Raw genomic sequence first — 21,648 nt, forward strand, 5'->3', positions numbered from 1 at the left:
GGGCCGGTTTTCGGCCGCCGGTCCGGTTTTCGGCCGTCCCCCTAGGGCCCGGCCGTTAGACGAGCAGCTCCACCACAGGCTGCACGTAGCTCCGGAAAATCTCGGGCTGGGACAAAAGCCTGTGGCTCATGATCATCTTGTCCGGCTCCAGGTACCACGCCCGGGGTTCGTTGAGGGGCAGTTCGATAATGCTCAGTTTGAAGTCCCGTGAACTCCGGCCGACTTCGAGCAATCGATCCTCCACCATGTCCCCCAGGAGCAAGGTGGCCCCGCTGGCCTCGCGCTCGGCTTCGAGTTTCTCGTACTCCTCAAGCCGCTCGCGAGCCCACGTCAGGGCAGCCCCGAAGTGTGCTTGGAGCACCTTGCGGAGGGCGGGCGAGTTGCCAAAGGCGTTGAAGCCCGGGGGCGAAAGCTCGGGGGCCGCATCCGGGTAAGCCTTCAACAGCTTCTCCCACCACGCTTCCCACTCCGTTTTAAGCGCCGTTACCCCGCCCACTTCGGCGGTGAGGTGCGTATGGTCCGCATGCCTGACTTTGGGGGCCGCATGGGACAGGGTGGGTGTTCCGGCTCCGTCCAATCCAGCGACGTCTCTGAGATACAAGGCAATAAGCATTGGTCCTGAGGTGTCCATGGTAATCCGCCACCCCTGGCCGCCTGTGTCATGCATCCGAATGCCTCCCTTTGCAGGTGCCCGCTCAGAGTTCCAGTCTATTCCCGATGGGCCGCGACGTTAACGGTTACTCGGGAGTCGTCCAAGCGTGGCCAAATGGGCCTGCAGGACATCTCCGCACACCTCGGCCGTCATCCATTCCGGTTGAAGGAGCGCATGCATGCAGAGCCCGTCCATCGTCGCCAACAGCCGCTCCGCTTCGGTGACGAGGCGCTCCTGGCTCGTTCCGCCGTCGGGCATCATCCGCATCACCAAGCGGCCGACGACGGCGGCCACCGCGCGGTGGCTGCGCCCGGCCTCCTCGGCGAGCACGGGCTTGATCCGGGCGGCATGGCGGAAGGCCATCCACACGCAAGAGTCGACGGCGAGTTCCTCGTCCAAGGGCAGGAATTGGCCCAGAAGAGTTAACACGGCACGGTCGTGATCCGGCGAGTCCCGTTCCACGGATTCGACCGTCGCGAACGCGTCCTCGAGCCGCCCGACAATCCGGTCGATGACCACGGCGAAGGAATGGACCAGCAAGTCATCGCTGCTGGCGAAATAGTGCCGGACCGAACCGACGGCAAGGTCCGCCTCCTCGGCCACTTCCCGCAACGAAGCGCGCTCCAAGCCATCGCTTGCAATGATCCTGAAGACGGCGTCGACGACGTCCTGGCGCCGGGCTTCGGCATCAACAATCTTGGGCACAGATCTTTTTAGCACGAACGTGCTTGAACGGCGCCGGCGGCGCACCCGAGCCGCACGGTTGTGGTCAATGCAACACACAGCGTGGCTCCACAAAAGTTCGCTAGCGTTGGTCCCATGAGAATTCTTGTCACGGGTGGCACCGGCTACATCGGCTCGCACACCGTTCTGTCCTTGTTGGAAAGTGGACACGAAGTGGTGGTGGTGGACAACCTCGTGAACTCCAGCGAAGAATCGCTGCGCAGGGTGGGGGAACTTGCCGGCAGGACGGCGGCTTTCCATGAGGTGGACCTGGTCGATGAATCTGCGCTCGAGTCCGTGTTCGATCAGCACAGCATCGACGCCGTCATCCATTTCGCCGGCCTCAAGGCGGTGGGTGAGTCAGTGCAGGAACCGCTCAGCTATTACTACAACAACATCGTGGGCACCTTGAACCTGCTCCGGGCCATGGACAAGCACGGCGTCCGATCCATCGTGTTCAGTTCCTCGGCGACCGTGTACGGGGAGCACAATCCGATCCCCTACGTCGAGAAGATGGAGATCGGTGCGAACAACCCCTACGGGCGCACGAAGGAACAGATCGAGGACATCCTTACGGATCTGGGGGCCGCCGACGAGCGCTGGCATATCGCCCTGCTCCGGTACTTCAACCCGGTCGGCGCGCACCCCTCGGGGAAGATCGGCGAGGATCCACAGGGCATTCCCAACAACCTCGTGCCATTCATCGCCCAAGTGGCGGTCGGTCGACGCGAAAAGCTCATGGTGTTCGGCGGCGATTACGACACGCCTGACGGGACCTGCCTGCGCGACTACATCCACGTCGTCGATCTCGCCCAAGGGCACGTGGCCGCCCTCGACTACGTCTCAGCCCGCCCGGGCGTGCACCGCTGGAACCTTGGCTCGGGGAAGGGCACCTCCGTGCTCGAGATGCTCCATGCCTTCGAACGCGCCGTGGGCCGCCCCTTGCCCTACGAGATCACCGGGCGCCGCTCCGGAGACCTTCCCGCATTCTGGGCCGACGCGTCATCGGCCCTCGCCGACCTCAGCTGGTCCACCACGAAATCGGTGGAGCAGATGTGCGAAGACCACTGGCGTTGGCAAAAGAACAACCCGTTCGGCTACAGGCAGTCCTGACAGCAACGCGGGGTCATTTACGGCCCATTGTGTCGCCGCAGAATCATACGGTCGTTGCAACATTCTGAGTTTTGGAGGTTGCCATGCCGAGTGGTTATCGGGCGCCCGATGCGCTGAAGGATGAGTTCTTTTCTCTTCTGCGGCAGGGGGTGTCGGTCAAGGAAGCCTCTGCCCGGATTGGGGTGTGGCGCAGTAATACGCAGCGGTGGTTGGGCAAGACTGGCGGCATGCGGATGCGTAGGGGTGTTGACGGCGGTGTTGAGGCGGGCCCGGTGCCGGCTGTCCGGGCCGGGTCGAACCGGCTCAATCTGGTGGACCGGGCGGTGATCATGATCCGGGTCCGCGGGGGCGCCAGGGTCGCGGCGATCGCCCGGGAAATCGGCCGGGACCGGTCGGTGGTGTGGCGGGAAATCCGTCGGAACCGGGGAGCTGACGGGTCGTATCAGGCCGATGTGGCGCAGATACTCACCCATCAGCGCGCCCGGCGCCCCAAGGCGTTCCGGCTTCAGAACCCGGAGCTGGTCAAGTACGTCGAGGACGCGATGGATGATGGCTGGTCCCCGAAGCTGGTCTCCTTGGTTCTGAGGGAGACCTTCGGTCACGATGAGAGCATGCAGATCAGCCACGAAACGATCTATCAGAGCCTCTACGTCCAGGGCCGGGGCGAGCTGCGCAAGGATCTTTACCGGTGCCTGAGCACCAGCCGGAGCAAACGAACGCCCCGCGGTGAGCGACCCCGCGGAAACGCAGGCCAGCACTACAAGGATGCTCCGAAGATCTCCGAACGCCCCGCCGAGGCCGCTGACCGTGCCGTGCCCGGGCACTGGGAAGGCGACCTCATCGTGGGCAAGGACGGCCGCAGCGCCGTCGGCACCCTGGTCGAACGCAGCACCCGGTACACGATCCTGCTGCACCTGCCCGGCCGGCACACCGCCCAGGAAGTCGCCGATGCGATGATCGCCCAGATGCGCCGGCTCCCGGATCAGCTGATCAAAACCGTGACCTGGGACCGCGGCTCCGAAATGGTCCAGTACCCCCGCATCCAGATGGCATTGGACGCGGGGGTGTACTTCTGCGACCCGCACTCACCCTGGCAGCGCGGAACCAACGAGAACACCAACCGGCTGCTGCGCCACTGGTTCGAGAAAGGCACAGACCTCTCGGTTTTCACCGCCGACGACCTCGAGACCATCGCCGAGAAACTCAACAACCGGCCCCGCCCAACACTGAACCTCGAGACCCCAAAGCAACGCATGCGCCAACTCATCGCCACCGCAGCCTAAACCCCATTGTTGCAACGACCAGTTGACTTTGAGCGCCCGGGACGGGCCGTAAATGACCCCGCGTTGGAAACGACGGCGGCCGCTCACCTCGCGAGGTGAGCGGCCGCCGTCGTCATGTCAGTTGGTGCGCACGGCGTTAGACCGCCGGGTAGTTGCGCTCAGGTTCCCCTGTGTAGAGCTGCCGCGGACGGCCGATCTTGGTCTGGGGATCGTTGATCATTTCGCGCCACTGGGCGATCCAGCCGGGGAGGCGGCCAATCGCGAACAGGACGGTGAACATCTTCTCCGGGAAGCCCATGGCCTTGTAGATCAGGCCCGTGTAGAAGTCGACGTTCGGGTAGAGCTTGCGCTGGATGAAGTAATCGTCCGCCAGGGCCTTCTCTTCGAGCCGCAGCGCGATGTCCAGGAGTTCGTCGTTGCCGCCAAGCTTGCCAAGGATCTCGTGCGCGGTGGCCTTGATGATCTTCGCCCGGGGGTCGTAGTTCTTGTAGACACGGTGCCCGAAGCCCATGAGCCGGACGCCGTCTTCCTTCTTCTTGACCTTCTCCATGTAGTCCTCCGGCTTGATGCCCTCGGCCTGGATTTGGCGCAGCATCTTCAACACAGCTTCGTTGGCGCCACCGTGCGCGGGACCGAAGAGTGCATTGATGCCGGCCGAAACCGAAGCGAAGAGGTTCGCGTTGGACGAGCCCACCAGGCGGACGGTGGACGTGGAGCAGTTCTGCTCGTGGTCTGCGTGCAGGATCAGGAGGAGATCCAAGGCCTTGACCACAACCGGATCGAGTTCGTACTGCTCTGCCGGCAGGCCGAAGCTCAAGCGCAGGAAGTTCTCCACCAGGTTCATGGAGTTGTCCGGGTACAGCATCGGCTGGCCGATGGACTTCTTGTGCGCGTAGGCCGCGATGACCGGAAGCTTGGCCATGAGGCGGATCGTGGACACTTCCACGTGTTCCGGGTTGAACGGATCCAACGAGTCCTGGTAGAAGGTGGACAGCGCGGAAACGGCCGAAGAAAGCACGGGCATCGGGTGCGCGTCACGCGGGAAGCCGCCGAAGAAGCCCTTGAGCTCTTCGTGCAACAGGGTGTGGCGGCGGATCTTCCGGTCGAACTCTTCCAGCTCCACGGGGGTGGGAAGGTCGCCGTAGATCAGCAGGTAGGAAACTTCCAGGAAGCTGGAGTGCTGGGCAAGCTGCTCGATCGGGTAGCCGCGGTAGCGCAGGATGCCGGCGTCGCCATCGATGTAAGTGATTGCCGACGTGGTGGCGGCGGTGTTCATGAAGCCGGGGTCATAGGCGACGGCGCCCGTCTGCTTCAGCAGCTTGGAAACGTCGTATCCTTCGTTCCCTTCTACAACCTTGATCCGCGGGAGCTCGAGCTCTCCGCCGGCATGGCGCAGGGTAGCGCTGGTGGTCTCAGTCATGGAGTCCCCTTCATGAGGCTCTTGGCCTCGGTCGAAAGCTTGATCCAACCACCATCTGGTGACACCGCCCTTGGCCTGCGGGTCCGCAGGAGTGATGGGCGGGACTGCTTTCGCGGGGAAAGCCACCATTGATAGTCAGTTAAAAGCTACCGCCAGTAAGCGGGACAAACTAATTCACTAGCTCCGATTACTGGCGGAATGACGCGCCCTGTGCCACAAGTCACAGGATTGTTACTGAGCGGCGTTGAGGCGCTCGACGGCGGCATCGATGCGTTCGTCGGTACCCGTGAGCGCCACCCTGATGAAGCCGTTGCCGGCTTCGCCGTAGAACACGCCCGGGCCGACCACTATGCCGAGATCAGCGAAACGCTGGACGGTATCCCAGGTCTGCTCCCCCGCTGTGGACCACAGGTAGAGGCCGGCTTTGGATTCCTGAATCACCAAGCCGAACTTTTGGAGCGCCGGCAGGAGCCGTTCGCGGCGGCCCCGGTAGAGATCCTTCTGGTCCAGGACGTGCCCGGCGTCACCGAGTGCGACGCGCATGGCTTCTTGGACCGGGAACGGAACGATCATGCCGGCGTGCTTGCGACTGTTGACCAGATTCGCCACGATCGACGAGTCACCGGCAACGAAAGCCGCCCGGTATCCTGCGAGGTTCGATTGCTTGCTCAACGAATAGACGCACAGCAAGCCGTCCGTGGAACCGCCTGAAACGCGGGGGTCCAGCACACTGGGGACGGCTTCGCCGCCACGCTGGGCGTCCCATTCGCCCCAGCCGAGTTCGGCGTAACATTCATCCGAGGCCACCACCGCACCGACTTCCCGGGCCTGGGCGACGATCTCCCGAAGGGACTCAACGTCCCGGACGCTTCCGGTGGGGTTGCCCGGAGAGTTGATCCAGACCAGACGAACCTTCGCGCGGGTCGCGGCATCCAGCTCGTCCAGATTGTCCGCTGCTACCGGCGTAGCCCCTGCGAGCATGGCCCCGATGTCGTAGGTCGGGTACGCCACAGTGGGCCGGACGACGACGTCTCCCGCGCCGAGTCCCAGGAGGAACGGCAGCCAGGCCACCAGTTCCTTGGATCCGACGGTCGGCATGATGTCCCGCGGGTCAAGGCCAGGGACACCGCGGCGGCTGGCAAACCAGCCGGACACGGCTTCGCGCAAGGCCTCCGTGCCGTGAACCGTCGGGTAACCGTGGGCATCAGCGGCCCCGGCGAGCGCGGCCCTGATCAACGCCGGCGTAGGGTCCACGGGCGTGCCGATGGAAAGGTTCACCACGCCGTCCGGATGTTCCGCAGCTTTGGCCACATAAGGTGCCATGGCTTCCCACGGGTAATCGGGCAGGTTGAGTCCAAAGGCGGGGGCCGCGGAAATCAAGAGGGGCAACCGTCCTTAGTGGTCTTGGTTCTGCGGGGGCAGGGCCGCGATGAACGGGTGGTCCTTCCCGGTGTTGCCGATCTTGGCTGCTCCGCCAGGGGAACCGAGGTCATCGAAGAACTCGACGTTGGCCTTGTAGTAGTCTGCCCATTCCTCAGGAGTGTCATCTTCGTAGTAGATGGCTTCCACGGGGCAAACGGGCTCGCACGCACCACAGTCGACGCATTCGTCCGGGTGGATGTACAGGGACCGTTCACCTTCGTAGATGCAGTCGACAGGGCATTCTTCAATACACGCCTTGTCCTTGACGTCCACACATGGCTGCGCGATTACGTAGGTCACGTCCCTTGCCTCTCCACAGTTGCCCCGGAAATCCCCGGGTAGTACCACCGGCGTTGTTGCCGGTACATCGAATTCTGAGCCTATTATCCACCAGCCCGAACTCGCCAACCTACTCGGGCGTCCTACTATGAACTGGTGACCTTCCTCCATCCCCAGGATTTCCTGCTCAACGCTGCCTCCGGGACCCGGGTAGTCGTGCGTTACCGGGTAGATGGCGGCTTCACCGACGCCCTCGGCTACTTGTTATCCGCCACCGCTGTTTCCTGCACCGTCCGCACCCGTCAGTCCGACGTCGAGATCCCCCTGGCGCTCGTGGTAGCGGCCAAAGAAGTCCCGCCCCCGCCCCCACGCCGCGAAGCCCGGACTAGTCGAGCGTAGGCCCCCCCTCCCAATGGACATGCGCCCCCGCCCACACCCCAAGGGAGCATGCGCCTCCTTCAGGCCAAGGAATGCGCATATTCCCCATATGTCCATTCCTTGCGCCTAGCAATGAGCATGCTCCTCGGCGGCAAACGCTCCGCTAAGGAGCATGTCCATTTTTCGCGGACAGAGCTGGGCATGTCCTTTGCCAGCCCGACTCGTTTCGCTCATCCGGGCCAACACATTTCTATAGCCCGACGCTCGCTCTAATCCGGGATGCGTACGCTAATCCGGCTCGACGCTGTTCTTTACTCGACGCGAATCTATAGACGCGATGCTTTAGTGGAGTCGAGTTTTGTATCTAATCCCGGCCATTACCTCGAAATCCCCAGTGCTCCCGTCATGCCCGTGGGCTAAGCCGCTTGTGTCGTAAGGCCGCGATCGAGGGATTTCAACGTTTCCCTGACCATCCACACAAACTCTCGAGGCCTTTGGACCAATAGGGCATGGCTCACCACCAATGTGGGTACGCCGAGCCTGGTGGTGACGTTCCAGCGGCGTCGGTCTTCTTCGAAACTCGCCTTGTCCATGTGGAAGCCGGTTCCGTCGGTTTCAATTCCCAGCCTCCCATCCACCATGAGATCCAGATGCCCCATGCCTGGAATGTTCACTTGCGACTCGACGTGAAATCCGGCTTGACGCAGCAGGAACCTCGCAATGCACTCAATGATCGACTGGGATTGCGGCACGATCATTGACACCAGCCGGCGCTCGCGCGCATCGTTCCGTCCGGTAAGTCGGGTGCGCAATGCGGACAGCTCGACTTTGCCTAGCGCCACTGCGGACTCGGCTATGACGAGGCCGTCCAAATCCGGCATGCATCGCAACGCTTGGACAACCGAATCCAGCAGTGTGGGAGGAGCCGCAGATCTGTGGCATATGAATCCGGGATATTTTCGGCTATGCGGGGCGGCAACATGCGGCACGCGTGGCCTTTCGACGACCCACAATCCTGCAAATTCAGCGGCCGAGATACAGGCTGGTTCGGCCGGGAGGGAACGGATAGCTACCAGGGTGGGATTCGCTCCCTGCCTCGCATAAACTCCGCGGGCCACCCGGCTGACCTGTCCCGTGGCCAGCGCTGCCCTCAGCTGAAAATCGGAGATTCCAGCCGCCGCAAAATGTTTGGCGCGTGCAACGCCGTCGAACTTCGAAAGTACGCCATCGATCTTGTGCATGCCGCCATCGTCTCCCGCCTCGGGAAGTCGGCAGAAGGCACGTTTTGCCGTATGTGGACAACGCGGAAGTCCATTCCTGGGCATCGGCAATGAGCATGCTCCGCGATGACCAATGAGCATGCGCGGCGCGGAGGCCAAGGAATGCGCATATTGCCAATATGTCCACTGTTGAGCACCAAGAATGGGCATGCTCCGGGGGTCAGGGGTGGTGGACGGCGTCGGGGAGCGTACGCATTCGCGTCAGCGGGGAGAACAACACCGGCACCACGCTGAGCACGCTGCCGGCCAAGGCAATCCAGAGCGTGGGGACGAGTCCCAAGTTCTCCGCGAGCAGGCCCGAGGCAAGCGCCGAAACGGGCATGACACCCCACACCACGAATCGGATGGAAGCATTCATTCGCCCGAGGAGGCGGGGCGGGCACACGCGCTGCCGCATGCTGAGCTGCATGATGTTGTACACCAGGACACCGAAGCCGAAACCGAAGTCGGAAACGATGAGCATCACCAGCGACATCCAACGCTCCGGGGCGAATACGCTCAGCGGGACAAGGAGGACGAAGGCCGAGCTGATGATGGATGCCACCGGGATGGCGGTGCCTTCGCCGATCCAGGCGGCGAAACGCGGCGCGGCAACAGCTCCGATCAATCCACCGACGGCACCCACCGCCATGATGAGGCCCATGCCTTGCGGTCCCAATTCCAATTCCCGCAACACCAGGATCGGCATCAGCGTGAAGGCAATGGTCGTGAAGAAGTTGACTCCGCCGGTGCACGCGGCGATCCTGCTGATCAACGGGTGCTTGGCAACAAAGACGAGGCCCTCCTTGATCTCGCTGCCCAACGGACACCGATCCGCCGTCGGGATCCGCTGTTCGGCATCCCGTGTCCGGAACAGGAAAACGGCGGACAAGAGATAACCGGCGGCTTCTCCGACAAAAAGCACGGGTGCCGAGACAACTGCCAGGAGTGCGCCACCGGCTGCGGGACCGCCGATGCGTGCAATCTGCGAGGTAGCCTCAAGCTTCGAGTTGGCTTGTGGCACCCGTGCGGCGTCAACAAGCACCGGGACGTAGCTCTGGTAGGAGACATCGAAGAAGACGGTCGCTGCCCCCACCACGGCGGACACCGCGTAGAGGTGCCACATCTGGAGCGCACCCGACCACCACAGGACAGGGACGCTTGCCATCGCAACGGCACGGACGAGGTCGGCCAGCATCATGGTCCGGCGCTTCAACCAGCGGTCAACCCATGCCCCGGCCGGAAGTCCGATCACAAGGAACGCCGCCAACCCCGCAGCATTGAGCGCCCCGACTTCGAATTCGCTTGCCGACAGCAGCGCCACGGCAAGGACGGGAAAGGCGAGTTGCCCCAGTTGCGCACCCAACTGGCTGACCGCCTGGCCCGACCAGAAAGTTACGAAGTTCCTGTCTCGCCAGAGTGATGCGGCGAACTGGTCTGTGCGCGTGGTCCCGGCAGTCACGCGCCCAGTTTCACGCACTGATTGGGATATGTCAATCACTTATGGATGGCTACACTGGCGTCCATGACCGAACAAGGGCGGACCGATGCCGATCTTGTCGCCAAGGGGCGGGCCCTCAGCTCACCCCTGCGCTTGAGGATCCTTCGGCTGTGCCTGCACCAAGCACGTACCAACAAGGAAATTGCCGGTTTGCTGGGTATCAATCCGGCGTCCAGCCTGCACCACGTCCGGACCTTGGTCCGTACCGGTTTCCTCGCTCCGCAGGAGGGCCGCAAAGGAAAACGCGGCGCTAAGGAGGTACCGTATATCGCCACGCGAACGTCGTGGAGCACTCCTGTAGACAACATTTCGCCGGTCCTGATTGAGACTTTCGTTCAGGAAACCCGCGGGCTCGCTCCGGAGGATATCGACGTCTGGCGGCTCGGGGTGAAGTTCAACGCCGCCCGCCAACAGGAGATGATGGCAAAGTTGCGCGCCGTGGTGGAGGAATACATGCAACTGCCCGCGGACGACGACGGCGAGGCCACCTCGCTGCTGATCGCCCACCACCGGGATCCGACGGCGGATTAGCTACTCACGTCGGCGGCGGTACCGGTGGCACCACAAGAGCATGACGACAGTCACTGCCGCGATCCCGAAGACCCACACATTTCCGGGCAGGTCCGCGACGATCAGCTGCTTGCCCGTCCCGCCGGTCGACAAGAACCCGACCGTTGCGTAGCAGCCAATCCCGACCACCGCCGTCGGGATCAAAGAACGCGACCATGCACCCAACAGCAGTTGGAGCGCCGCCAGCAAGAGCAGCGCGGCAGCGCAACCCCAGAAGATGTCGACGCCGGATGCCTTAACGGATTGCCTGTGCAACGCCGTGCCGGCCAAGGCAGCAAAAAGAGCCGCCGGAACAGCTACGGCAATTCCACGTAGTGTTCCAGCGGCTCTTCTATTCATTTCATTTATCCGTGTGATGCGTCAGGCTGCAGGCAGGGCCTGATTAGGCCTTGGCGCGCGCACGGGTCGCCTTGGCACGCTCGTTGGCGTCCAGGATCACCTTGCGGATGCGGATGTCTTCCGGGGTGACCTCCACGCACTCGTCTTCGCGGGCGAATTCGAGGGACTCTTCGAGGGTCAGCTCGCGCGGCGGGGTCAGGTTCTCGAAGGAATCCGAAGACGCCGCACGCATGTTGGTGAGCTTCTTTTCCTTCGTGATGTTGACGTCCATGTCGTCGGCGCGGGAGTTCTCGCCGACGATCATGCCTTCGTAGACCTCGGACGTGGGCTTCACGAAGAAGGAACCGCGCTCCTGAAGGTTGATCATGGCGAACGGGGTGACCACACCGGCACGGTCGGCGACCATCGAACCGTTGGTGCGGTATTCGATGGGGCCGGCCCACGGCTCGTAGCCCTCGGAGATCGAGGACGCGATACCGGCGCCGCGGGTGTCCGTGAGGAACTTGGTACGGAAGCCGATGAGGCCACGGGCAGGAACGATGAATTCCATGCGGCACCAGCCGGTTCCGTGGTTGGCCATGTTGGTCATGCGGCCCTTGCGGGCAGCCATGAGCTGCGTGACGGCGCCGAGGTATTCCTCAGGAACGTCGATGGTCATGTGTTCCATCGGCTCGTGGAGCTTGCCGTCGATGGTGCGGGTGACCACCTGCGGCTTGCCGACCGTCAACTCAAAGCCTTCGCGGCGCATCTGCTCGACGAGGATGGCCAGCGCGAGCTCGCCACGGCCCTGGACTTCCCAGGCGTCGGGACGCTCGGTGGGCAGAACCTTGATGGAGACGTTACCGATCAGTTCCTTGTCCAGGCGGTCCTTCACCTGGCGGGCCGTGACCTTGGCGCCCTTGACCTTGCCGGCCAGCGGCGAGGTGTTGATACCAATGGTCATGGAGATCGCGGGGTCGTCAACCGTGATGAGCGGAAGCGGCTGCGGGTTCTCGACGTCGGTGAGGGTCTCGCCGATGGTGATTTCCTCGATACCGGCGACAGCCACGATCTCGCCCGGGCCGGCGGACTCTGCCGGGACACGGTCCAGGGCCTTGGTGGCGAGGAGTTCGGTGATCTTGACGTTCTTCAACTCACCGTTGGCGCGCGCCCAAGCGACGGTCTGGCCCTTGCGGAGCGTGCCGTTGTAGATACGCAGGAGGGCAAGGCGGCCGAGGAACGGCGAAGCGTCGAGGTTGGTGACGTGAGCCTGGAGGACGCCCTCGGGGTTGTACTTCGGAGCGGGGATGTGCTCGATGATGGTCTTGAAGAGGGGTTCCAGGTTTTCGTTATCCGGAGCGGCGCCGTCAGCCGGCTGCTCGAGGGACGCGCGGCCCACCTTGGCGGCCGCGTAGACCACGGGAACTTCGAGGACCTTGTCGAGGTCAAGATCGGGAACTTCGTCCGCGAGGTCGGATGCCAGGCCAAGAAGCAGGTCCATGGACTCGTGGACAACCTCTTCGATGCGGGCATCGGGACGGTCCGTCTTGTTGACGAGCAGGATGACGGGAAGGTGCGCGGCGAGGGCCTTGCGCAGCACGAAGCGGGTCTGCGGCAGCGGACCTTCGGAAGCGTCCACCAAGAGGACAACGCCGTCAACCATGGACAGGCCGCGCTCCACCTCGCCGCCGAAGTCGGCGTGGCCGGGGGTGTCGATCACGTTGATGGTGATGGTCTCGCCGTTCGACGACGGGCCGTTGTAGGCAACCGTGGTGTTCTTTGCGAGGATCGTGATGCCCTTTTCGCGTTCCAGGTCACCGGAGTCCATGACGCGGTCTTCGAGGTGGTTGTGCTCGGCAAAGGAGTTGGTCTGCTTGAGCATGGCGTCGACCAGGGTGGTCTTGCCGTGGTCAACGTGCGCCACAATCGCGACGTTGCGCAGGTCGCTGCGCGAGGCAGTGGCCGCAGCGATGTTGGTAGTGGTTTCAGACATGCGTTATGGCTCGATTCAGTGGTGAAGTCAGCTGTGGTATCGCGACATCCCCAACCGGAACGCACGACGGATCAGACCCTTTGCACAGGGCACCTTATTAGAGTCTAAACGCTGCGGTATTTGTTGGCCTAAAAATCGTCTTGACGGGCACTATTTTGTGCTCTTCATCACAGGGTTGGGCGGTTCCAGACAAACCGAAAGGCCGGCATCCCGCGGGGGACACCGGCCAATCGGCAGCTCGCACGGCGGCCCAGGCCGCACCTCAGCTCAATGCTGCGGCTCAGGCCACCACCGGCGGAAGCATGAGGCTCGCGCCCGGGATCGCATTGAGCAGCGCCTTCGTGTAGTCCTGCTGCGGCGAATCGAAGACTTCGTCCGTGCTTCCGGTTTCAACGAGCTTGCCCTTCTGCATGACGCATACGTGGTCGGCGATCTGCCGGACCACAGCAAGGTCGTGCGTGATGAAGAGGTAAGTCAGGCCGAGGTTGGCCTGCAGCTCAGCCAAGAGGTTCAGCACCTGGGCCTGGACCAGCACGTCCAAGGCCGAGACGGCTTCATCGCAAATAATCACCTCGGGGTCCAAAGCCAAAGCCCGGGCAATCGCGACGCGCTGCCGCTGGCCGCCGGAGAGCTCGTTGGGGTACCTCTGCATGGTGCTCTGCGGCAACGCCACCTGGTCCAGCAGTTCCCGGACCTTCTTTTCGCGGCTGGCTTTGTCCCCGATCTTGTGGGTCCGGAGCGGTTCCTCGATGGTCCTGAAGATGTTGTACATCGGATCAAGGGAACCGTACGGATCCTGGAAGATCGGCTGGACGCGGCGACGGAAAGAGAAGATCTCCCGGCTCTTCAACGTGGAGGTGTCCACGCCGTCGAACACGATCCGGCCGGATGTGGGCGAGAGGAGGTTGAGGACCATCTGGGCCACTGTGGACTTGCCGGATCCCGACTCCCCCACGATCGCCGTCGTCGTACCGCGCTTGACGTTGAACGAAACGTTGTCCACCGCGGTGAAGTCCGTGGCCTTGCCGATGCCCGAACGCAGCTTGAAGACCTTGCTCAGGCTTTCGACCTTCAGCACGTCCTCGGTCAGGGCCTTTTCCACGATGGTCTCGGCGGGCGCCAGGAGCTCTTCGGCCTGGATGCCCTCGGCTTTGGCCGCCTGGATCCGGCGCGAAGCCAGCGACGGCGCCGACGCGACGAGCCGCTGGGTGTACGGGTGCTGCGGGTTGCGCAGCAGTTCCAGGGAGGGTCCGGCTTCCACCACGTTTCCGCGGTACATGACCACTACCTTGTCCGCCCGCTCGGCGGCGAGCCCGAGGTCGTGGGTGATGAGCAGGACTGCCGTGCCAAGCTCCGACGTCATGGTCTCGAGGTGGTCCAGGATCTGCCGCTGCACAGTGACATCCAACGCCGACGTCGGTTCGTCCGCGATCAGCAACCGGGGTTGGCAGGACAAGCCGATGGCGATCAGGGCGCGCTGGCGCATGCCGCCGGAGAACTCGTGCGGGTACTGCTTCGCGCGCCGCGCCGAGTCCGGCAGGCCCGCTTCGGCCAGGACCCTTGCGACGTCGGCCGGGGCGTTGGGCTTACCGTTGGCCCGCAGCGTCTCACGAACCTGGTAGCCGATCTTCCACACCGGGTTGAGGTTGGACATCGGATCCTGGGGAACCATGCCGATCGTGTTGCCACGCAGTTCGATCATCCGCTTTTCGGGTGCGTGCGAGATGTCTTCGCCGTCGAGGAGGATCCGGCCGCCGGAAACCTTGCCGTTTTCCGGCAGGAGGCCGATCGCCGCGAGCGCCGTCGTCGACTTCCCGGAACCGGACTCCCCCACGATGGCGACCGTCTCACCCGGCATGATGGTCAGGTGCGCGTTCTTGACGGCCTGGAATTCCCCGTTGGCCGTTTGGAAGGAGATGGCGAGGTCCCTGATTTCCAGGAGCGGCCGCTCTTCGGTATCGGCCTCGTTGATGGTCACGTTGGACGTTGTCATTATTGCCTCCTTCATCGCTTGCGGCTCTTGGGGTCAAGGGCGTCCCGCAGCGCATCGCCAAGCATGATGAAGCTCAGGACCGTGATGGACAGTGCGGTCGCTGGATACAGCAGCACTTCGGGGTTGGTGCGCAGCGTGTCCTTCGCCGCGGAAATGTCGTTGCCCCAGGACATGATGCTTCCGGGCAGGCCAATGCCGAGGAAGGAAAGCGTTGCCTCCGTGACAATGAAGACGCCGAGTTCCATGGTGGCCAGGACGATGATCGGCGCAAGGGCGTTCGGTACCACATGCCGGACCAGCGTTCCGATCTTCGAGACGCCCAAGGAGCGTGCGGCGGTGACGAAGTCTGCGTTGCGGACCTCGATGACCGCGCCGCGCGTGATGCGCGCCATTTGCGGCCAACCGAGCATCACGATGACCATGACCACCGTGAAGACGCTCTTGTTCTCGCGGAAGAACGGGAGCTGGGTGACGACCAGGGCGCCAAGGACCAGCGGAAGGGCAAAGAAGATATCGCCGAGGCGCGCAATGACCGTGTCGATCCAGCCGCCGAAGAAGCCGGCAAGGGCGCCCAGCGCCACTCCGATGATGAGGACGAAGATGACGGACACGACGCCGACAGTCAGGGACGCCTGGGTGCCATGGATGATGCGGGAGTAGATGTCACAGCCCTGGAACGTGAATCCGAGGGGGTGCCCGGCCGATGGGCCCGCGAGGGAGTCGCTTAGCTGGCAGTTGTCGTTCGGCGGAGTCTGGGTGAACACGCCCGGGAAGAACGCGACGACGAGAAGCAGGCAGATCATGAGTGCCGAGATGATGAAGAGCGGACGACGGCGGAGCTTCCGCCACGCATCCGCCCACAGGCTCAGCGGTGCTGCGTCTACTTTGAGCGTATCGGTCGCCAGCAGGGGCGTCTCGTCGATGGGGGCAACATAGTGCTCGATCTGGCGGTTACTTTTCATAGCGGATCTACTTTTCATAGCGAATCCTGGGGTCAAGCCAGGCGTACAGGAGGTCGACCAACAGGTTGGCGGCGACGAACACCAGGACCAATACGCTCACGATGGCCACGACGGTGGGGCCTTCGCTGCGGATCACCGCCTGGTAGAGCTTTTGCCCGACGCCGGGCACGTTGAAGATTCCTTCGGTGACGATGGCGCCACCCATGAGGCCGCCGAGGTTCGCACCCAGGTAGGTGACCACGGGAATCATGGAGTTCCGCAGGATATGGGCCAGGACCACCCGGGGGCGCGAGAGGCCCTTCGCGGTGGCGGTGCGGACGTAATCGGCGTTCATGTTCTCGATGACCGAAGCACGGGTCAGGCGCAAGACGTAGGCGAAGGACACCAGGCCAAGAACTGTCGCCGGCAGGATCAGCGTCCCCCAGTCAGCGCTCGAACCGACCGTTGGCTTGGCCCAGCCGAGCTGGACGCCGACGAGCAGCTGGAGCACGAAGCCCAGGACAAAAGTGGGAACGGCAATGACAACAAGCGATGCGACCAACACCGTGGAGTCGAACAGCTTTCCCTTGCGCAGGCCGGCGATCAGGCCAAACGCAACACCGAAGACCGCCTGGATGGCGAGGGCTTCGATGGCGAGCATGGCAGTCACCGGGAAAATGCGGCCGAGGGTGGCAGCGATCGGCTGTCCGGTGAAGTCCACGCCGAGGTTGAAGGTGAACAGGTTTTTGAGGAACAGCCCGTATTGGACCCAGAACGGCTGGTCCAGGTTGTATTGCTGGCGAAGCGCGGCAATGACGGCTTCGCTCGGCGGCCGGTCGCCGAACAGTGCGCGAATGGGGTCGCCGGGGAGGGCGAAGACCATGAAGTAGACGAGCAGGGTGGTGCCCAGGAAGACAGGAATGACCTGCAGCAGACGCCGGAGGATGTACTGGATCACAGCAAGGTTCCCTCGAGGCTCGTGGAAATGTGGGATTTCATGTGGGACAGCTTTCGTGCCGGTGCAAGCCCGTTCGGGGGCCCGGGTGTGACACCGGACCCCCAAATGCGCTAGCGAGCTTGGAACAGGTCCAGTGGACTACTTAGCGGTGATGTTGTAGTAGAGCAGGTCGCCGTTCCAGCCGGAGTCGACGTTGCTCACGTTCTGGCTCCAGACGACCTGGCGGGCCTGGTACCACAGAGGCAGGTTGGGCAGGTCCTGGAAAAGGATCTCCTGTGCCTGGGTGAACTTCTGGTTTGCATCCGCCGTGGTCTTGGAGGCAAGGCCTTCCTGGAGCAGCTTGTCGAAAGCCGGGTTGCTGTAGCCCTCGTAGTTGGCGCTGGCGCCGGTCTGAAGGACGGGGCCCAGGAAGTTGAACAGGGACGGGTAGTCTGCCTGCCAGCCAGCGCGGGTGAAGCCCGGAAGGGTCTTTGCCTTGCGAAGGTTCAGGATCTCGGCAAACTTTGCGAACGGCTGGCCTTCGGCCTGGATGCCGAGGTTGTTCTTCAGGTTGTTGGCAACGGCGTCGATCCATTCCTTGTTGCCGCCGTCGGTGTTGTAGGCGAGCTGCAGGACCTTGCCGGCGGGCCACGGGCTAATGGCGTTTGCCTTTGCCCACAGGTCCTTGGCCTTCGCAGCATCGAACTTCAGGACGTCGGATCCGGGGACGTTGTCGTTGTAGCCGTCAATCGACGGAGAGGTGAAGTCCTTGGCCGGGATGCGGGTTCCGCTGAAGACAACCTTGGTGATTTCGTCTCGGTTGATCGCCATGGAAATGGCCTGGCGGCGGAGCTTGCCGGCCTCTCCCTGGAATTCAGGCAAGTAGTTCGGGATGTTGAGCGTCGCGTTACCGGCGTAGGCCTTGTTCAGGTTGTGGTCCGGGAAGTCCGTGGTGTAGGTCTTCAGGGCGTTGGTCGGCAGGACATCGGTGACGTCGAGGTTGTTGGCCTGGATATCGGTGTAGGCCGGTGCCGGATCGGTGTAGAACTTGAACGTCACGCCGCCGTTTTTGGCAGTGCGCTCGCCTTGGTAGTCGGCGTTCTTGACGAGGGCGATCTGGCTATCGTGCTGCCAGGCGCCCTTGGCTGCCATCTTGTAGGGGCCGTTGCCGATCGGGTTTTCGCCGAATGCCTTCGGGTCCTTCAGCGCCTCGGCCGGAAGCGGCATGAACGCGGAGTAGCCGAGGCGCTGGGGCCAGTCGGCTTCCGGCTGCGACAGCTTCACGGAGATGGTGTAGTCGTCCTTCAGGACCAGGCCGGACATCGTCTGGGCGGTCGGCGCAGGCACGTCGTTGGACTTGCCGTCCGCTCCGGTTTCCTTCTTGGTGGCGCTGACGGCGTCATAGCCTTCGATCGACTCGAAGAAGCTGCTGCTCGCCTGGGCATTGGTGCTCAGCGCGGCGAAGTTCCAGGCATCGACAAAGCTCTTGGCGGTGACTTCCTCGCCATTGGTGAACTTGGTGCCCTTCTTGACCTTGATCGTGTAGTTCTGGCCATCGGTGGTGTCAATGGAGTCCGCGAGTTCGTTCACGGTCTTTCCACTGGCGTCGTAGCTGGTCAGGCCCTCGAAAAGGAGCTCGACGACGCGGCCGCCATACACCTCGTTGGTGTTGGCCGGCATCAGGGGGTGCTGGGGTTCATTGCTGTATGCGGTGATGATCTTGTTCGGATCGCCGGCGGCCTGGCCGCTGCCTCCGGTGCTGGCGCCGCCGCCGCAACCGGTAAGGGCAAGCGCGGCAACCGCCAGCAAGCCAAGAGCTGTGGAAGTGCGCGAAAAACGCATTCCGCCTCCTATGGAGTCAGGGGGATTAGTCACGGCAACTCACGGTTGCCGCTGGGCCAGGCACAGAGATGTCCTGTGACGAGGCCTACATGGATGTGTAATCCTAACCACAGCTTGTCCGAAATATGGAATCCTCTTGGCACTTTCAAGCGATTATGCATATGACAGTTTTAGTAATGAAGCAGTCATTTCAAGTAAATGAAGCAGTCACTTCACGTAACAGGTTACTCGCTGGTACACTCGTCATGCCTGACCCTTGTTTTCCCGCGGAAATCAGGGGTTTTTCGCAGTACCCGAAACACCGCGGAGATGGATTCAAGCATCAGCGCCACAGGCGCAAAAAAGCCCCGAAGCCGGTTGGCTCGGGGCTCCTTCGTCATTCAGGGCAGGCTATGCTGCCACGCTGGAAGTGGGCGCTGGAGGGCGCTACTCGATCCCGGCGGCCAGCAACTGTTCACGCAATTCCCGGCGCTCCCGTTGCTTCTCGGGGTCCGGAAGGGGAACAGCAGCCAACAGCCGCTGCGTGTACGCTTCCTGCGGGTTGCGCAGGATCTGGTCCCGGGTTCCCTGCTCCACGATCCGCCCGCGCTGCATCACGCAGATACGGTCCGCCAGCACGTCCACCACGGCGAGGTCGTGAGTGACGAAGAGGCACGCGAACCCCAGTTCCTTTTGGAGGCTCTGGAAGAGTTCCAGCACCTTGGCCTGCACGGAAACATCAAGCGCCGACGTCGGCTCATCCGCCACCATCAACTTGGGCTGGAGCGACAACGCCCGGGCGATTCCAACCCTCTGCTTCTGGCCGCCGGACAGCTCGTGCGGGTATCGGTTGCGATAGCTCCGAGGAAGTTCCACTTGGTCGAGGAGGTTCTCGATCCGCTTCTGCAAGTCGCCGCCCTTGGCCACACCGGCAAGGTACATCGGCTCGCCAATGCTCTCACCAATCGGCAAACGCGGGTTGAGCGAGGACGACGGGTCCTGGAAGACCATGCCGATATCGCGCCGGACCTGGTGGAGTTGCTTGCCGTTCCGCTTGGCTGCTGAAATATCCTGCCCCACCACGTGCATCTTGCCTGCGGCTACCGGCAAGAGCCCGACGGCGGCACGTCCAATGGTCGTTTTGCCGGAACCGGATTCGCCGACCAGCCCTACGACCTGCCCGGGGTAGATCACGAGGTTGGCGCCTTCGACCGCGCGGAAGGCGGGGACGCGGCCCTGCTTCGGGTACTCGATGGCGACGTCGATCAATTCGAGGACCGGGTTGCCTTTGGGCTGTGCCGCTTCCTCGGCGGCAGCCTTCAGGGCTTCCTGATTCTCGCGCTCGCGACGCAGCAACTCGTCGTGCTCAACGGAGTCCAGCTCCGTCTTGGTTGCGGCTGCCAAGGCAGCGGTGACGTCAACATCCGCGGACTCCGCGCTTTGGCCGAGGTGCGGGACGGCGGCCAAGAGCGCCTGGGTGTATTCGTGCTGCGGATTGCTGAAGATCTGCTGCGCCGTTCCGGTCTCCACGATGACGCCTTTGCGCATGACGGCGATGCGGTCCGCGAGGTCGGCAACCACGCCCATATCGTGCGTGATCAGCACGATCGCACTGTCCAGCTTGTTCCGGAGGTGCCGCATCAAATCCAGGATTTCGGCCTGCACCGTGACGTCCAGGGCGGTGGTCGGTTCATCCGCGATCAGGAGCCTGGGGTCGCAGGACAGCGATTGGGCGATCATGGCGCGTTGCCGCTGCCCGCCCGACAACTGGTGCGGGTAGGACTTGAAAGCTTTTTCCGGATCGGGGAGTTCCACGAGCTCGAGCATCCGCAGGGCGCGTTGCTTCGCTTCATCCGGCGAGATTGCGTTGTGCAGCCGCAGGGTCTCCACAATCTGGGCGCCTACGGTGTAAACGGGGTTAAGTGCTGTCATCGGCTCCTGGAAGATCACCGCCACGTCCTTGCCGCGGACTTCCCTGATGGCCGAAGCCTTGGCCCCGAGCAACTCCTTGCCCCCGAGCTTGACGCTGCCCCTCACGCGGCTGTTGCTTGGCAACAGCCCCAAGAGTGCCATGGAACTCGCGCTCTTCCCCGAGCCGGACTCGCCGACAATCGCCAGGACCTCACCTGCCCGGACCTCGTAGTTCAGCCCAATCGCGGCCGGCACCCATTTCTTCTCCACGCCGAAGTCGACGCTGAGGTCGCGCACTTCCAGGACCACGCGTCCCGGCTCAACCCTGTCCGAAGCGGTTTCCAGCCTGTCCGAGGCCGTTTCCAGCGGTGTGGCTTCCGGTTCGGGAATAGCGTTGTCAGTCATCGTGGGTCTTCCCTTCCACCCGGGCCACCCTCCACAAGGTGATTAGTGAAGTAGCCCGGAATCCTGAATTATTAGGGGCATGAGCCCTGAGCCGCATGCCGGAAATGTCGAAATCTTCAAGGCGCGAACCAGCAAGCTGCTCGCTTGGACGTGCTGGGCGGTTGCCGCGATTGGAATCATCGTCACGCTCGCCGTCGGCGGACCACGGAACCTTCCGGGAACTGCTCCCCTGTTGCTGCTCGCATTCCTTGGATGGCTGCTCTTCTGGCGGCCGGCCGTGCTGGTGATGGACTCGGGCGTGACTTTGGAAAATCCGTACCGAACCATTGACGTCCCTTGGGATGCCTTGGTGCAGGTCGATACGCGGTACGCCCTCACCCTCATGACCCCGCACAAGAAGTACCCTGCTTGGGCAGCTCCGGCCCCCGGCATCTGGGGTGGCCGGAACGCCCGCCCGGAGCACCTGCGGGGGCTTCCGGAAACTACGTACGGTCCAGGCAGCTCGGTCCGTCCCGGAGACCTCCGGAACACGGATTCGGGGGCCGCCGCGGTGCTGGTCCGCGCCCGCTGGCGGGACTTGGTGGAATCCGGACGCGTCGAGCCCGGCCGCGCCGAAGACACGGCGGTGGCCGTGAGGATCGAATGGCTCCGCCTCGGTGGCACCATAGTCCTCGCCGCGGCGAGCTACTGGGCGATCTTCATCCAATGAGGCCCCTCGGGCCTCAAGGA

The 21,648-nt window shown here is 63.0% G+C and carries 19 protein-coding genes; 5 read left to right on the top strand and 14 right to left on the bottom strand.

Annotated elements, in window-relative coordinates; genetic code table 11:
- Window positions 1-55 precede the first annotated feature (55 nt).
- On the bottom strand, window positions 56-667 hold the full coding sequence (locus ABCW42_RS14715; RefSeq protein WP_423181914.1) for a hypothetical protein: 612 nt from the start codon (window positions 665-667) through the stop codon (window positions 56-58).
- Between the two features lie 63 nt (window positions 668-730).
- A complete protein-coding gene (locus ABCW42_RS14720; protein ID WP_423181915.1) occupies window positions 731-1,357 on the bottom strand; it encodes a TetR/AcrR family transcriptional regulator in 627 nt (208 codons plus the stop codon).
- A gap of 114 nt (window positions 1,358-1,471) precedes the next feature.
- Between ABCW42_RS14720 and galE the strand changes: the two genes are divergently transcribed.
- A complete protein-coding gene (galE, locus tag ABCW42_RS14725) occupies window positions 1,472-2,488 on the top strand; it encodes a UDP-glucose 4-epimerase GalE (protein WP_423181916.1) in 1,017 nt (338 codons plus the stop codon).
- A gap of 83 nt (window positions 2,489-2,571) precedes the next feature.
- Entirely contained in the window at window positions 2,572-3,771 is a 1,200-nt protein-coding gene (locus tag ABCW42_RS14730; protein WP_423181917.1) for an IS30 family transposase, read from the top strand.
- Window positions 3,772-3,907: 136 nt separating this feature from the next.
- On the opposite strand, the gene ABCW42_RS14735 is transcribed toward ABCW42_RS14730, so the two are convergent.
- The 3 genes from ABCW42_RS14735 to fdxA form a co-directional block, all read right to left on the bottom strand.
- Window positions 3,908-5,191: a citrate synthase gene (locus tag ABCW42_RS14735; RefSeq protein ID WP_423181918.1), complete on the bottom strand. Its 1,284-nt coding sequence runs from the start codon at window positions 5,189-5,191 to the stop codon at window positions 3,908-3,910.
- 231 nt (window positions 5,192-5,422) lie between these two features.
- On the bottom strand, window positions 5,423-6,571 hold the full coding sequence (gene dapC, locus ABCW42_RS14740; RefSeq protein WP_423184911.1) for a succinyldiaminopimelate transaminase: 1,149 nt from the start codon (window positions 6,569-6,571) through the stop codon (window positions 5,423-5,425).
- Between the two features lie 15 nt (window positions 6,572-6,586).
- Window positions 6,587-6,913, bottom strand: a complete 327-nt coding sequence (gene fdxA / locus ABCW42_RS14745) for a ferredoxin (RefSeq protein ID WP_018776555.1) — start codon at window positions 6,911-6,913, stop codon at window positions 6,587-6,589.
- A 135-nt stretch (window positions 6,914-7,048) separates the two neighbouring features.
- On the opposite strand from fdxA, the gene ABCW42_RS14750 reads away from it, so the two are divergent.
- Window positions 7,049-7,291: a hypothetical protein gene (locus ABCW42_RS14750; RefSeq protein ID WP_423181919.1), complete on the top strand. Its 243-nt coding sequence runs from the start codon at window positions 7,049-7,051 to the stop codon at window positions 7,289-7,291.
- A gap of 395 nt (window positions 7,292-7,686) precedes the next feature.
- Here the strand turns inward: ABCW42_RS14750 and ABCW42_RS14755 are convergent, their stop codons facing one another.
- Together ABCW42_RS14755 and ABCW42_RS14760 are read right to left on the bottom strand one after the other, a co-directional pair.
- Entirely contained in the window at window positions 7,687-8,700 is a 1,014-nt protein-coding gene (locus ABCW42_RS14755) for a hypothetical protein (protein WP_423181920.1), read from the bottom strand.
- A gap of 10 nt (window positions 8,701-8,710) precedes the next feature.
- Window positions 8,711-9,991, bottom strand: coding sequence for an MFS transporter (locus ABCW42_RS14760; protein WP_423181921.1), 1,281 nt, complete (start codon window positions 9,989-9,991; stop codon window positions 8,711-8,713).
- Between the two features lie 63 nt (window positions 9,992-10,054).
- On the opposite strand from ABCW42_RS14760, the gene ABCW42_RS14765 reads away from it, so the two are divergent.
- Window positions 10,055-10,561, top strand: coding sequence for a helix-turn-helix domain-containing protein (locus ABCW42_RS14765; RefSeq protein WP_423181922.1), 507 nt, complete (start codon window positions 10,055-10,057; stop codon window positions 10,559-10,561).
- Here the strand turns inward: ABCW42_RS14765 and ABCW42_RS14770 are convergent, their stop codons facing one another.
- The 7 genes from ABCW42_RS14770 to ABCW42_RS14800 form a co-directional block, all read right to left on the bottom strand.
- Window positions 10,562-10,939, bottom strand: a complete 378-nt coding sequence (locus ABCW42_RS14770; RefSeq protein WP_423181923.1) for a hypothetical protein — start codon at window positions 10,937-10,939, stop codon at window positions 10,562-10,564. It abuts the gene before it with no gap.
- Window positions 10,940-10,982: 43 nt separating this feature from the next.
- Window positions 10,983-12,911 carry a translational GTPase TypA gene (gene typA / locus ABCW42_RS14775; protein ID WP_423181924.1) on the bottom strand — a complete coding sequence of 643 codons (1,929 nt, stop codon included), beginning with the start codon at window positions 12,909-12,911 and terminating at the stop codon, window positions 10,983-10,985.
- Between the two features lie 280 nt (window positions 12,912-13,191).
- Window positions 13,192-14,904, bottom strand: coding sequence for a dipeptide ABC transporter ATP-binding protein (locus ABCW42_RS14780; protein ID WP_423181925.1), 1,713 nt, complete (start codon window positions 14,902-14,904; stop codon window positions 13,192-13,194).
- An 11-nt stretch (window positions 14,905-14,915) separates the two neighbouring features.
- Window positions 14,916-15,866 carry an ABC transporter permease gene (locus ABCW42_RS14785; RefSeq protein ID WP_423181926.1) on the bottom strand — a complete coding sequence of 317 codons (951 nt, stop codon included), beginning with the start codon at window positions 15,864-15,866 and terminating at the stop codon, window positions 14,916-14,918.
- A 7-nt stretch (window positions 15,867-15,873) separates the two neighbouring features.
- The gene (locus tag ABCW42_RS14790; RefSeq protein ID WP_423181927.1) at window positions 15,874-16,803 is read right to left on the bottom strand and encodes an ABC transporter permease; all 930 of its coding nucleotides are present in this window, start codon (window positions 16,801-16,803) and stop codon (window positions 15,874-15,876) included.
- 138 nt (window positions 16,804-16,941) lie between these two features.
- On the bottom strand, window positions 16,942-18,624 hold the full coding sequence (locus tag ABCW42_RS14795; RefSeq protein WP_423181928.1) for a peptide ABC transporter substrate-binding protein: 1,683 nt from the start codon (window positions 18,622-18,624) through the stop codon (window positions 16,942-16,944).
- Window positions 18,625-19,050: 426 nt separating this feature from the next.
- Window positions 19,051-20,919, bottom strand: a complete 1,869-nt coding sequence (locus ABCW42_RS14800) for an ABC transporter ATP-binding protein (protein ID WP_423181929.1) — start codon at window positions 20,917-20,919, stop codon at window positions 19,051-19,053.
- A gap of 79 nt (window positions 20,920-20,998) precedes the next feature.
- Between ABCW42_RS14800 and ABCW42_RS14805 the strand changes: the two genes are divergently transcribed.
- Window positions 20,999-21,628 carry a PH domain-containing protein gene (locus ABCW42_RS14805; protein WP_133202231.1) on the top strand — a complete coding sequence of 210 codons (630 nt, stop codon included), beginning with the start codon at window positions 20,999-21,001 and terminating at the stop codon, window positions 21,626-21,628.
- Window positions 21,629-21,648: the final 20 nt, after the last annotated feature.

Source organism: Arthrobacter sp. NyZ413 (genome assembly GCF_049390645.1).
Classification (GTDB): domain Bacteria; phylum Actinomycetota; class Actinomycetes; order Actinomycetales; family Micrococcaceae; genus Arthrobacter.